A 13,739-nucleotide genomic window follows, 5' to 3' on the forward strand; every position below is an offset into this window, starting at 1 on the left:
ATTGAGCAGTTTTCCGCGATCAAAACGAGTGATCAATGAGTTTTCGCACCCCCGCAGAGCGGGTGGGGTTTTTCCGTGTGTAGTGGTACATGAGCCTTTCGCCGCAACATGTCGCGGTAACAGCGAAATGCCGCTGTTCGATGCCTTATTTCCTCCATATTTTGTGGATTCTGGCGATTTTTCTGGTGACGTTTCTGAAATGACACAGTAAAATAATCTGTGGATAGGTCAGAAAAAACCGCATTTTGCGGCAACATAAAAACAGGCGGACAGAGCATGACATTAAATCTTTCGATGCCCGGGCACGACGAACTCAAGCCTCGGATTACCGTATTTGGCGTTGGCGGCGCTGGGGGCAACGCTGTCGACAACATGATTGAAAAACAGCTGGACGGCGTGGAATTTGTCGTTGCCAACACCGATGCGCAGGCGCTGCAGCAAAGCCGCTCGTCGGCGCGGGTGCAGCTGGGCGTCAAGGTCACCGAAGGTCTGGGCGCAGGGGCACGTCCGACCGTGGGTGCCGCGGCTGCCGAAGAAAGCATTGAACAGATCGTGGATCATCTGGCGGGCGCGCATATGTGCTTCATCACCGCCGGCATGGGCGGCGGCACCGGTACGGGTGCGGCTCCGATCATCGCGCAAGCCGCCCGTGAACTGGGTGTTCTGACAGTTGGTGTTGTGACCAAGCCCTTCCAATTCGAAGGTGCCAAGCGCATGCGCCAGGCCGAAGACGGCGTCGATGCTCTGCAGAAGGTCGTTGACACGCTGATCATCATCCCGAACCAGAACCTGTTCCGTCTGGCCAATGAAAAGACCACATTTACCGAGGCGTTCTCGATGGCCGATGACGTACTCTATCAAGGCGTCAAAGGCGTGACCGACCTGATGGTCCGTCCGGGCCTGATCAACCTCGACTTTGCCGATGTTCGTGCGGTGATGGACGAGATGGGCAAGGCGATGATGGGTACCGGTGAGGCCACTGGTGAGGATCGCGCGGTTCAGGCGGCCGAGAAAGCGATTGCCAACCCGCTGCTGGACGAAATCAGCCTCAAGGGCGCCAAGGGTGTGCTGATCAACATCACCGGTTCGCACGACCTGACCCTGTTCGAACTGGACGAGGCCGCCAACCGCATCCGCGAGGAAGTGGACCCCGAGGCGAACATCATCGTCGGCTCGACCCTCGACACTGAGATGGAAGGCGGCATGCGCGTTTCGGTCGTTGCCACCGGTATCGACGCCAGCGAGAAAACCGACGATGTGCCGGTCGCGCGCCGCTCGATGTCGGCACCGCTGACCCGGACGGTGTCCGCGGAAGAGCCAGCACAGGAACACGTAGCCGCGGATGAGGCCCCCGCGGCAGAGGATGCAAACATCGCCCCCACGCTGTTTGAATCGATCGAAGATGTTGAGCTGAACGAAGGCTGGCATGAAGAACAACCCGCCGCGCAAGAGGATGACGGCCTGCCGCCGCCAGCCTACCAGCCGCAGGTGGCGCAGTTCGAGCCTCAGCCCGAGCCGGAAGACATCGCAGACTCCTATGCCGCCCCGCGTGCCCAGACCCCCGGCACCCCATCGCCCGAGGCGATGCAGCGGTTGCAGGCAGCTGTGCAGAAGGTTCCGCAGAACCGTCTGCGGCAGACCGAAGCACCACGCGAAGCGGCCCCCGAACCGCAGCAATCGGCTGAGGATCGCCCCCGTTTCGGGTTCAATCGTCTGATCGATCGGATGACCGGCCACGCTGCCGATACGCCGGCCCAACCCGTGCGCCAACAGCCCTCAATGCGGGCAACTGACGCAACGGCACCGGCCCGCGAAGAGGCTGACCCAGAGCAGGATCGCATCGAAATTCCGGCCTTCCTGCGCCGTCAGGCTAACTGATCGCGGTAACAAAATCGTTGGAAAGGGTCGCCATTTGGCGGCCCTTTTCTTTTTAATTACAGGGTTTTGACAAGGGCTAAGCAGGGTTTTGCCGATCTGTCACAATCATGTTTCAATCGGTTGCAAAGAGTGAGTTGAGCCTTAGCGCCCGCTTCCTTAGTTGGGGGTTCAACACAGCCGACCCTAGGCTGGACACCACGCGCTGAGGTTCATTTTGCAACATACGCTCAAATCTTCGGTCACGTTTACAGGCGTCGGCCTGCATGGCGGCAAGCCTGCAACGATGGTCCTGAAGCCAGCCGCAGCCGGTCACGGCATCTGGTTCAAGCGCACCGATATCGAATTGGGCAATGCACTGATCCCGGCGATCTATGACGTGGTCGAGCGCACACCGCTCTGCACCCGTCTGGTGAATGACGCAGGCGTATCCGTTTCAACCATCGAACACATCATGGCTGCGCTGGCCGGATGCGGTATCCACAACGCACTGATCGAGATCGACGGCCCCGAAGTTCCGATCATGGATGGCTCGTCCGTTGAATTCGTGCGCGGCATCATGGCCAAAGGCGTGCGCCGTCAGGCCAGCCCGGTTCTGGCTTATGAAGTGCTCAAGCCGATCACCGTTTCGCGCGAAGGCGCAAGCGCGTCGATTGCCCCGGCCGAAGGGCTCGAGATCGAATTCCACATCGATTTCGAAGACGACGCCATTGGCAGCCAGACCAAGGTTCTGGACATGCGCAACGGATCTTTCGCCCGCGAACTCTGCGACAGCCGCACTTTCTGCCGCCGCACCGATGTCGAGGCGATGCGCGAAAACGGGCTCGCCTTGGGCGGTACGCTGGAAAACGCTGTGGTCGTGCAGGGCGACGAAGTGCTGACACCCGGTGGCTTCCGCCACGCGGACGAAGCCGTACGCCACAAGATGCTGGACGCTCTGGGCGATCTCTATCTGGCAGGCGGTCCGATTCTGGGACGGTTCACCGGTGAAAAGTCGGGCCACTCCATGACCAACACCCTGCTGCGCAAACTGTTCGAAACACCCGGCGCGGTGCGTCCGGTGCTGTGCACCCCGGAACAGGCTGCGCGTCTGCCCGGTCAGGGCCTTGTCCGCAGCGAAATTCCTCAGGTGGCGTAAGCCGATCAACTCTGGCGACAATTGCGTCACGAGGGTGCATAAGGCGTTTTGCCCCGGAATTTTATGTGCTAGACCGAGGTCCGATCAGGGACAAATCCCGCTAAGTAAGACGACAAGGATGGGCGGAATGGTTGGCACCAAGGCGGCAGTCAGAATCGCAGGCGCGCTTCTCGTGGCAGCAGTTTTGACCGCGTGCGGCGACAATGGCCTGTTCGGCAGCCGCGGCGCAGACCGTAATCAGAATCTCGAAGGGTATACGCCCGAACAGATTTTCACCCGCGGCGAATACGAACTGTCGCAGAATCGCTCGGATGATGCGGCGTGGTATTTCTCGGAAGTCGAACGCCTGTACCCCTATTCCGACTGGGCCAAGCGCGCGCTGATCATGCAGGCGTTTTCGTTCCACTCCGACAAGAACTATGCTGAAAGCCGTGCCGCCGCGCAGCGGTATATCGATTTCTACCCGACCGACGAAGACGCAGCCTATGCGCAGTATCTTCTGGCGCTCAGCTATTATGACCAGATCGACGAAGTGGGCCGCGACCAGGGCCTGACCTTTCAGGCGCTGCAATCCCTGCGCACGGTGATCGAGGTCTATCCCGACAGCGAATACGCCACCTCGGCGATCCTGAAATTCGACCTGGCCTTCGACCATCTGGCCGGCAAGGAAATGGAGATCGGGCGCTATTATCTGCGTCAGGACCACTTCACCGCCGCGATCAACCGCTTCCGTGTTGTGGTCGAGGATTTCCAGACCACATCCCACACCGCCGAAGCGCTCTATCGCCTGATCGAGGCTTATCTGGCGCTGGGTCTGGTGGATGAGGCGCAATCCGCCGGTGCGATTCTGGGTTACAACTACCAGTCCTCGGAATGGTACGAAGCAGGGTACGCGCTGCTGACCTCGCGTGGGCTTGATCTCAAGAGCCGTGGCAACAACTGGCTCAGCCAGATTTATCGCCAGACCATCAAGGGTGAGTGGTTGTAACGGCCATGGCTACAGGCGTGGGATGCTAAAGACCCGATGCTGCGCGCCCTTGATATCCGCGACATGCTGATCATCGACCGGTTGGAACTGACCTTCCAACCGGGTCTGAACGCTTTGACCGGTGAAACCGGCGCGGGCAAATCGATCCTGCTGGATTCACTGGGCTTTGTTTTGGGCTGGCGTGGGCGCGCCGAACTGGTTCGTCAGGGCGCGGCGCAGGGCGAGGTTGTGGCCGAATTTGAACTGCCCGATGATCACCCCGCCCATGCGGTTCTGGCCGAGGCCGGTTTGCCCGGTGGAGAGGAACTGATCCTGCGCCGCGTCAACACTGCCGAGGGGCGCAAGACCGCCTGGGTCAACGATCGCCGCTGCTCGGGCGAAGTGCTGCGTGCGTTATCGGAAACCCTGATCGAGCTGCACGGCCAGCATGATGACCGGGGCCTGCTGAACCCACGCGGCCACCGCGCGATGCTTGATGCTTATGCCGGGACAGGGGACCAGCTTGCCGCCGTGCGCGCCGCGTGGTCCGAAATGTCTCGTGCCCGCAAGGCACTGGCCCAGACCGAAGCGACGCTGGAGGCCATGCGCGCCGAAGAGGAATTCCTGCGCCATTCCGTGGCCGAGCTGGATCAGCTTGACCCGCAGCCGGGTGAGGATGCTGAGCTCGACGCCCGTCGCCGCATGATGCAGGGGGCCGAACGCATCCGCGGTGACGTGGCCCGCGCCTTCGCGCTGCTGGGCGGCGACGGGGCCGAGGGCGCGATGGCCGACGCCGTCCGCTGGCTCGAAGGCGTGTCAGACAGTGCAGACGGTCAGTTGGAAGAGCCTATCGCCGCCTTGGGCCGCGCCCTGATCGAACTGGGTGAGGCGCAGGACGGTGTGAATACCTGCCTGCAGGCGCTCGACTTTAACCCGGCGGAGCTGGAACAGACCGAAGAACGCCTGTTCGCCATCCGCGCGCTGGCGCGCAAACATGACGTGGCCGCGGATGATCTGGGGACCTTCGCCGACACGCTGCGGGACCGGCTGAACCGGCTCGATGCGGGCGATGCTGTCCTCAGCGACAAGCGCGCCGCCGTCGCTGAGGCGCAAGCGGCTTATGACGCTGCCGCCAACGCACTCAGCGAAGCGCGCAATAAGGCGGCCCAGGCGCTGGACAGCGCCGTAATGGCCGAACTCGCGCCGCTGAAAATGGAACGCGCCGTGTTCCGGACCGAAATCACCGCGACCGATCCCGGCCCCGAAGGCACCGACGCGGTCGCCTTCACCGTGGCCACCAATCCCGGCGCGCCGTCTGGCCCGTTGAACAAGATCGCCTCGGGCGGTGAACTCAGCCGCTTCCTGCTGGCGCTCAAGGTTTGCCTGACCGGAGATGACAGCGCCCGCACCATGATCTTTGACGAGATCGACCGCGGCGTTGGCGGCGCCACAGCCGATGCAGTTGGCCGCCGTCTGGCGTCATTGGCGCAGGGCGGGCAGGTTCTGGTGGTGACGCACTCACCGCAGGTTGCCGCCCGCGCGGCGCATCACTGGCGGGTGCAGAAACAGGTGACAGGGGGTCAAACGCTCTCAACCGTGATCCCGCTGGCCGAGCCCGACCGGGTGGATGAAATCGCCCGCATGGTCGCAGGTGACACCATCACGGACGAGGCGCGCGCCGCCGCCCGTGCCCTGTTGGATGCATAACGCGCATTCTGTGAACATCTTGTCGTGAACCGACTTTTCTCAGGCCCCCGAGTGGCTTACTAAGGGTCAGGCGACCACGCTAACCGAGGGCCAATGACCCAATCGACCCGCACCGTGCTGCGCAATCAGCTCAACCAGGCCCTCTCGGCGCTGCGGGATGCATGGCGGGTGATGCGCCACCGTGGCCCCAGCCAGATACAGTTCTGGTTCATCGCCCTGATCATCGGCGTCGCCGCAGGCTTCATGGCGCTTGGGTTCCGCATGGCCATCGCCGCGTTGCAGGCCTATCTCTACAATACCGACGATATCCTGTACCTCCACAGCCATGCCGAAAAGCTGCACTGGCTCTGGATCTTCCTTACCCCTGTGGTCGGCGGGTTGGTCGTCGGGATCATCCTGAACAGGTACACTGATGATGGCCGCGTGCGTTCGGTCGCCGATGTGATCGAAGGCTCTGCCATCAGCGATGGTCGGGTCGAGAAAAAGGCCGGTATTGCGTCCTTCATCGCCTCGCTGATCACGCTCAGCTCCGGCGGGTCCACGGGGCGGGAAGGGCCGGTTGTGCACATGGCTGGCGTCATTTCGACCTGGGTTAGCGACCGTATCCACGCCGACGGCATCACCGGGCGTGACCTGCTCGGCTGCGCCGTGGCCGCTGCCGTCTCGGCCAGCTTCAACGCCCCCATCGCCGGGGCCTTGTTCGCGCTTGAGGTGGTTTTGCGCCATTTCGCCGTGCACGCTTTTGCCCCCATCGTCATCGCCTCGGTCGCGGGCACGGTGATCAACCGGCTGGCCTATGGCGACGTGACCGAATTCACGCTTGAAACCCCCGGCTCACTGCAATTCTACGTCGAACTGCCCGCCTTCCTGATCCTTGGCCTGATCTGCGGGCTGGTGGCGCTGGTGCTGATGCGCTCGATCTTCTTTGCCGAGGATATCGGCACCCATATCCAGAACCGCCTGTCCCTGCCACGCTGGCTGCGCCCCGGTGTTTCGGGCGCGATGCTGGGCCTGCTTGCGGTCTGGTTCCCGCATATCATCGGCGTCGGCTATGAGACTACGATCCGTGCCCTGACCGGAGACCTTGTGCTGACAACTGCCATCCTGTTCGCCATCATCAAGACCGCCGCTGTGGCGATCACCATGGGCGGTCGCATGGGTGGTGGCGTGTTTTCACCCTCGCTGATGATCGGGGCGCTCACCGGTCTGGCCTTCGGCCTGATCGCCACCGGCCTGCTGCCGGATGTGTCGGGCACCCATACGCTCTATGCCTTTGCCGGGATGGGGGCCGTGGCGGCTGCCGTTCTGGGTGCGCCGATTTCGACCACGCTCATCGTATTTGAACTGACCGGAGATTGGCAGATCGGCCTCGCCGTGATGGTCTCGGTCTCGATGTCCACCGCGCTGGCCTCACGCCTTGTCGACCGGTCGTTTTTCCTGACCCAGCTCGAACGCCGCAATGTGCATCTGGCCGCCGGGCCGCAAGCCTATCTGCTGGCCATGCTGCGCGCGGGCGCGGTGATGCGGCCCATCGGCGATCCGCGTTCGATCACCAAAGAAGAAGCGCAGGCGCTGATCGAACAGGGCCTCTGCGTCAAGGCCAGCGCCACGCTAGAGGCCGCGATGCCCTATTTCGACCGCGATGACATCCCCTGTATCCCGGTGGTGATCTTCGACAAGGATGGCTGTGAAAACCCGGTCGGCGCGCTGTACCACGTCGACGCACTCAAGGCCTATAACCGTGCGCTGGCCGCGACCGCGGCCGAGGAACATTCCTGATCAGCGCCCGTAAACGCTGGCTACGTCGCCCAGATAATTATCCCAGGCAAACCAGTACGAGATATGCCCGGCCACACGCGGCAACTCTGCGCCATCCGGGGCAACCAGCGCCTCTTCGGTGACCCGCCAAGCGTTGCCAGCCTCGTCCAGTAACCCGCCATCGGTCGTTGCGCGGAACTGATGCGATCCGCGCTCATAGGCTCGCACGCTACGCTTGTCCGGGTCGCCCATCAGCATTAACGCCCGCCCGCCAATCGCGTCATTGATCACCGGCTTGCCCTTGAATGCCTGCAGCGGCCATGCCCGTGCCGCCCCGAACTGACGCACCGCAAACACGTAATCCTTCTGCCGATGCTGCCTTTGATCCACCAGCGCCGGGAACATCAAATCGGGTGAGGCGAAATACTCGCGATATACCACACCTGAGCCATAGTTGCGCCGATGCCCGGTGCTGAGCGACAGCACCTGCGTATCCGGATGCGACGCCTTCCAGCTGTCCCAGCGGGTGATCACCACCGGACGCTGCTTCAACTCGATCCCGCTGTTGACCAGCGGTCCGACCACCGGCTTGCCCGTGTATTGGTTCCACAGCGAATGCGTCTCGCGGTCGAACATCAGCTTGTTCGAGCGATACAGGAACCCCGACGAGCCAAAGACAAACGGCTTGCGCCGCCCTTCGAGCTGCGTTTCGAACAAAATCCCCGACCCGCAGAGCGTGCAATAGGCCAATGCGACCGGAACTCCTCCGATCACCTCATTGAACATCTCGTGCCAACCCATGATCCGCAGCGGATAAGCGCGCGCATCGCCATTGATCGAGACACCAAAGACCAGATCGTCGTCTTTCATGTAGTCCGCCCGCGCCGCGGGGATCAGCTTGGGATTGTCCAGCGACGGGATGCCGTCCTTGACCACACCGCCCCACGTGATTTCTTCCAGCCGGATCTTCATCTTGTCGCGCTGCAGGTATTCAGGCCGCAGGAACAGGTCAAAGTTCTCGTCGATCCCCAGCAGCACTTCGCGCTTGAACGGCGCCAATGAGGCATGCGGTACGATCTGGGGATTCTTCTCCTGCCACAGCATCCACCCGAACCAATCGGTGCCGAGCGTTTCCCCGGTCAGCGCCTCCATCACTTCGGCAATATCGACCTCGCGCCGTCGCCCGAACCGCATCGCAGTCAGCAGGGCGGGCACGACATCCGGATTGCCACGGTCCCTGAGAAAGGCCATCCCAGCCTCAAAATCTGTGCGTCCGGCATAGAGCGTGGACCGCACCGCCTCCAGCACCGGATCTTCCTGCTGCGCCCAGAGCTCCGAGGGCGCGACGGCACCGGCCCCCAACAAAGCGGTGAAACTGCGACGTGTGATCGACATGGCATCCTCCGATTGGCTGCAACCCCAATCTGCCCGCAATCGCGCTCACATACACGAAACACCCGCGTGAGCAGGGTGTAATATCAAATCCTGGTTTCGAAGGATTGCCCCGCGTCAGGCCTTGTCTTTAACCTCGTCCTCCGCGACGGGCTCGATCTCTTCCGACGCTTTCAGCGTCAGCGGCGGGTCCTGCGGCTCTTCCGGGATTGGGGCCGGGGCGGCAGGTGGCGTGGTCAGAACCTCATCAGGGCCGGGAACCGCACGCGGCGTGACGGTGCTGTCCTCAGGCTCAGGCTGCGCCGCGTTTTCAACGGCAACCGCCCGACGAAACACCAGCACATTGCGCCAGTTGGTGGTCGATCCGGTCAGCCCCGAGCGTTCTTCGCTAGGCAGCAACTCGGCGCGCTGATACTCCCAGCCATCCTGTCCCAACTGGTTCAGCAATTGCTCGATCGAGGTGGCAAACCGGCCTTCGGGCGTCTTCACGCCTTTCGCCTTGGTGCCCTTTTGCGGAGCGGGGACAACTTTGTATTCGTAGCGCTGCATCAACTGGTCCTGATTGCCGTGTCGGGGCAAGTTAACATTTTGACAGACGGGTGAAAGCCAAGATCACGCCCAGATGAAATTTGTGGGCGAATTTCGGCCCGCACTGTGGCTTTAGCCCCGCGCTGCCTTGCCGACCAGCGATAGGCACAGTTCGGTCGCGACCGCCATATCCTGAACCGAGATCCACTCCAGCGGGCCGTGAATGCATTGCATTCCGGTGAAGATATTGGGGCAGGGCGTCCCGAATTCGGTTAACCGAGAGCCATCGGTGCCACCCCGGATTGGAACCGAGACGGGCTCGATCCCCTGTTCCCGACAGGCCTCGCGCGCCAGATCGACCGGGGTCATGTCCTTTTCCAGCCAATAACGCATGTTGCGATACTGGTGAGAGATGTCGCAAGTGATGGTCGCGCGCGGCTCGGTCGCCTGCACGGCGGCGCAGACTTGACGGACCAGATCGCCCTGCGCCTCCAGCGCGTCCATTTCGAAATCGCGCAGGATCAGCTTGATCTCCATCTCGGACGAGCCGCCATTCATGTCGGTGACATGGATGAAGCCCTGACGTCCGTCAGTGACTTCGGGCGTCATCGTCGCCTGCGGCAGCGTCTGCACGATCTTCGCCGCCAGATGCGCCGCATTCACCATCTTGTCTTTGGCCAGACCCGGATGGATCGACACGCCGGTGATCTTGATCACCGCGCGGTCGGCCGAGAAGCTTTCGTATTCGATCTCCCCCAGTTCCTGACCGTCCAGCGTATAGGCGAAATCGGCGTTCATATCCTTCGGCAGTTGTTCGGTAACACCGCGCCCGATCTCTTCATCCGGGGTAAAGGCGATGCGAATCGGACCGTGGGGCACATCCTTGTTCTCCAGCAGATGCCGCGCCAGCGTCATCAGGATCGAGACACCCGCCTTGTCATCCGCACCCAGCACGGTGGTGCCCGACGCGGTGATAAGATCATGCCCGATCTTCTCGGCCAGATAGGGGTGCTCTTCCGGCGACAACACCAGATCGGGATCATCGGGGAAGGTGATTTCACCGCCATTATACCCCTTGATCACCCGCGGCTTGACGCCGGTCGCGTTGAACTGCGGTGCCGTGTCCACATGCGCCAGAAACCCGATGGTCGGCCCCTCAGCCGTGCCGGGAATCGTCGCCATGACCACGCTGTCGCCAGTCATCTGCACGTCTTGCGCACCGATTTCGGTCAGCTCCTGCTGCAGCAGGTTCAGCATGTCGAACTGGATTTCGGTGCTAGGGGTCGAGGGCGAGGTCTCATCGCTCTGACTGTCGATGGCGGCATAGCGCACCAACCGGGTTTCCAGTTCCTGATCGAAACGATTTTTCATGACTGCTCACCTCTCTGACTTGGCGAGATGAGAATGCGCATTCGGGCGAGGAGTCAAGCCGATGGCTCGCCCCTTTTCAGGTGCCTGAAATTAAGTTTTTGTTATGTACAAGTCGAACAAACCCCTGTCTGGGGTTTGTACAACTCGGAAGATTTACGAACCCAGCTTCTTGCTGACCAATTCGTTAACGGCCTTCGGATTGGCCTTGCCGCCGGTGGCTTTCATCACCTGACCGACGAACCAACCCGCCAGTTTCGGGTTCACCTTGGCCTTCTCAACCTGCGCCGGATTGGCGGCGATGATCTCATCCAAAGCAGCCTCGATGGCACCGGTATCGGTCACCTGTTTCATGCCGCGCTCTTCGACGATCTGCGCCGGGTCACCGCCTTCGGTATAGACAATCTCGAACAGGTCCTTGGCGATCTTGCCGGAGATTGCATCCGACGAAATCAGATCAATGATACCCGCCAACTGAGCGGGAGACACCGGAGACTCGGTGATGTCGTGGTCTTCTTTTTTCAGGCGGCCAAACAGCTCATTGATCACCCAGTTCGCGGCCAGCTTGCCGCTGCGACCCTTGGCGACTTCTTCGAAATACGCAGCCGATTCCACCTCCGCGGTCAGCACTGAGGCGTCATAGTCAGTCAGCCCGAACTCACTGATAAAGCGTGCCTTTTTGTCGTCAGGTAGTTCCGGCAGCTTGGCGGCGATATCATCGACCCATGCCTGCTCGATCTCCAGCGGCAGCAGATCGGGGTCAGGGAAGTAGCGATAGTCATGCGCCTCTTCTTTAGACCGCATCGAGCGTGTCTCACCCTTGTCCGGGTCATACAGACGGGTTTCCTGATCAACCGTGCCGCCGCCTTCGACGATGGCGATCTGACGACGGGCTTCGACCTCAATCGCTTGCTGGATAAAGCGCATCGAGTTCATGTTTTTGATCTCGCAGCGCGTGCCCAGATGCGAAAAGTCCTGTGTTTCCTGATACTTCTCATAGGCACCCGGCAAACAGATCGAGACATTCACGTCCGCCCGCAAGTTGCCGTTCTGCATGTTACCGTCGCAGGTGCCCAGGTAACGCATGATCTGGCGCAGCTTAGCGATGTAGGCCGCAGCCTCTTCCGGACCACGTATATCGGGACGTGAAACGATCTCCATCAGGCAGACACCGGTCCGGTTTAGATCGACAAAGGACATATGCGGGTCCATGTCGTGGATCGATTTGCCCGCGTCCTGCTCCATGTGGATGCGTTCGATACGGACCATGCGCGCGGTGCCGTCACCCATCTCGACCAGAACTTCCCCTTCACCCACAATGGGCTGATAAAGCTGGGAAATCTGGTAACCTTGCGGCAGGTCAGGGTAGAAATAATTCTTGCGGTCAAAGGCCGATTTCAGGTTGATATCCGCCTTCAGGCCCAGCCCGGTGCGCACGGCCTGCTCGACGCAATATTCGTTGATCACCGGCAGCATCCCCGGCATCGCCGCATCCACGAAGGCCACGTTCGCGTTCGGCTCGGCCCCGAATTGGGTCGACGCACCCGAGAACAGCTTGGCATTTGACGAGACCTGCGCATGCACCTCCATCCCGATCACCAGTTCCCAATCGTGCTTGGCCCCGGCAATGGTTTTGGGTTTGGGCATTTCGTATGTCAGGTCGAGCATGGCGCGCCTCATATCCGCAGAAGTCTAAGCCTGCGTATTAGGCCCGGCGCGCCAAAGGAGCAAGGGGCAAAGGCGCTTTAGCTCTCTGAGAATTGCAGACCCGTTGGTGTGAAGGTGACGCTCTGCCCGTTGCGCAGCTCGTCCCGCAGCAGATTGGCGATGGCTTTCAGCGCGTCGCGGCGGCCACGGGCGGCAAACCGCTCAGCCGAGTTAACACACAGGCTGTTATTGAACCCGTTCGCCGCATGAGCCCAGATCAGCGGGTGCAGCTCGGTCAGGTGATCGCGGATCAGCCAGTTCGCGGCCTCGCAGATCTGTTTGCGGGCGATATCGGCCTGCGGGTTCTGGCCCATGCCTTTCTGCAACGTGATCGAGCAATAAGCGGCCAGCAAGTTGATCGTCTCCTGATCCGGACGGCGCGCAACAATATCGCGCAGGCCTTCGAGGAAATACTCGACATCGACACGCGCGCAGGCCTCGTCATCCAGCGCGATTGCATCGAACTGAGCCCAGGTATAGCCGCCTGCGCCCCAAATTTTCTGAGTGCGCGCGGCATTGCGCAGGGCCTGAACCTCAAGCTGCGCATAGCTGCCGAACCAGCGTGGCAGCAGATGATTACCCATCGCGCGCATATGGCGGTGGTTCTGCGGGTCCAGTGTGATCAGCGCTTCATACTTTTCAGCCACACGGGTGCGGGGGTCAATGTGTCCGGCCAGCAGGGCGCAGTCCGCAGCAGCGATTGCCGGGCTGTCGGGCAGAGCCTCGCGGCATTGCGGCAGCAGGGCGGCGGCGCGGTCGAAATGTGCCGCGCAGCGCGATTGGTGCAGCGCCGGCAGGGCCTCGGGGTGCGCCGTCCCGCGCCATGCCCAGGCCAGATCGATATGAGCCAACGCCACGACCAGTGGAATCATTGGATCATCGGGGTGGTTCTGAATTTCACCTTCCAGCTCAGAGATCCCGCCCAACAGATCATAATCCGACAGTGCTTTGCCGTCAGACAAGGCGTGCTCGGCTGCCAACACCACATCCGAGCGCGCACCAAATGCCAGCAGATCCGTGATCGGCTGTCCGCAGGGTGTGGCTTTGCGCTCGGCATCCGCTTCGCGCATCTCTTGCGACAACTCGGCCCACATATCCTGTCGTGCAAGATAGCGGCCACGCTCGATCACCTGATGCGCGATCACATCATTGGCATTCGGTTCTGCGACGGGAATATTCAGTTGCCCCGAGGCGACAAGCCACGCGGTGGCATCGGCGACTGACGCAGGCAGAGGCGTTGGGGTAGGGGTAGAAGTACCTAACATACGGGCGAAAACTGCCCTGACAGACCAAAACATG

At 61.4% G+C, this 13,739-nt stretch carries 10 protein-coding genes; 5 read left to right on the top strand and 5 right to left on the bottom strand.

Going from position 1 to position 13,739, the window contains the following annotated elements:
- Window positions 1-276 precede the first annotated feature (276 nt).
- The 5 genes from ftsZ to ACR0IV_RS01305 all read left to right on the top strand — a co-directional run bounded on the left by ftsZ (window position 277) and on the right by ACR0IV_RS01305 (window position 7,466).
- Window positions 277-1,878 (top strand): cell division protein FtsZ, encoded by a 1,602-nt coding sequence (gene ftsZ / locus ACR0IV_RS01285; protein WP_480658282.1) that lies wholly within the window; start codon window positions 277-279, stop codon window positions 1,876-1,878.
- A gap of 214 nt (window positions 1,879-2,092) precedes the next feature.
- On the top strand, window positions 2,093-3,013 hold the full coding sequence (lpxC, locus tag ACR0IV_RS01290; protein WP_480470357.1) for a UDP-3-O-acyl-N-acetylglucosamine deacetylase: 921 nt from the start codon (window positions 2,093-2,095) through the stop codon (window positions 3,011-3,013).
- A gap of 127 nt (window positions 3,014-3,140) precedes the next feature.
- Entirely contained in the window at window positions 3,141-4,001 is an 861-nt protein-coding gene (locus ACR0IV_RS01295; RefSeq protein WP_480470356.1) for an outer membrane protein assembly factor BamD, read from the top strand.
- Window positions 4,002-4,037: 36 nt separating this feature from the next.
- A complete protein-coding gene (gene recN / locus ACR0IV_RS01300; protein ID WP_480658280.1) occupies window positions 4,038-5,687 on the top strand; it encodes a DNA repair protein RecN in 1,650 nt (549 codons plus the stop codon).
- Window positions 5,688-5,780: 93 nt separating this feature from the next.
- Entirely contained in the window at window positions 5,781-7,466 is a 1,686-nt protein-coding gene (locus ACR0IV_RS01305; RefSeq protein ID WP_480658278.1) for a chloride channel protein, read from the top strand.
- Here ACR0IV_RS01305 and ACR0IV_RS01310 read toward each other — a convergent pair whose 3' ends face one another.
- The 5 genes from ACR0IV_RS01310 to ACR0IV_RS01330 all read right to left on the bottom strand — a co-directional run bounded on the left by ACR0IV_RS01310 (window position 7,467) and on the right by ACR0IV_RS01330 (window position 13,705).
- The gene (locus ACR0IV_RS01310; protein ID WP_480658277.1) at window positions 7,467-8,840 is read right to left on the bottom strand and encodes a DUF3179 domain-containing protein; all 1,374 of its coding nucleotides are present in this window, start codon (window positions 8,838-8,840) and stop codon (window positions 7,467-7,469) included.
- Between the two features lie 114 nt (window positions 8,841-8,954).
- Window positions 8,955-9,386: a DUF4177 domain-containing protein gene (locus ACR0IV_RS01315; RefSeq protein ID WP_480470352.1), complete on the bottom strand. Its 432-nt coding sequence runs from the start codon at window positions 9,384-9,386 to the stop codon at window positions 8,955-8,957.
- A gap of 111 nt (window positions 9,387-9,497) precedes the next feature.
- Window positions 9,498-10,736: a peptidase T gene (pepT, locus tag ACR0IV_RS01320; protein ID WP_480658275.1), complete on the bottom strand. Its 1,239-nt coding sequence runs from the start codon at window positions 10,734-10,736 to the stop codon at window positions 9,498-9,500.
- A 153-nt stretch (window positions 10,737-10,889) separates the two neighbouring features.
- Entirely contained in the window at window positions 10,890-12,401 is a 1,512-nt protein-coding gene (gatB, locus tag ACR0IV_RS01325; RefSeq protein WP_480470350.1) for an Asp-tRNA(Asn)/Glu-tRNA(Gln) amidotransferase subunit GatB, read from the bottom strand.
- 77 nt (window positions 12,402-12,478) lie between these two features.
- Window positions 12,479-13,705, bottom strand: a complete 1,227-nt coding sequence (locus ACR0IV_RS01330) for a hypothetical protein (RefSeq protein ID WP_480658274.1) — start codon at window positions 13,703-13,705, stop codon at window positions 12,479-12,481.
- Between the last annotated feature and the right edge of the window lie 34 nt (window positions 13,706-13,739).

Source organism: Ruegeria sp. C2 (assembly GCF_056537765.1).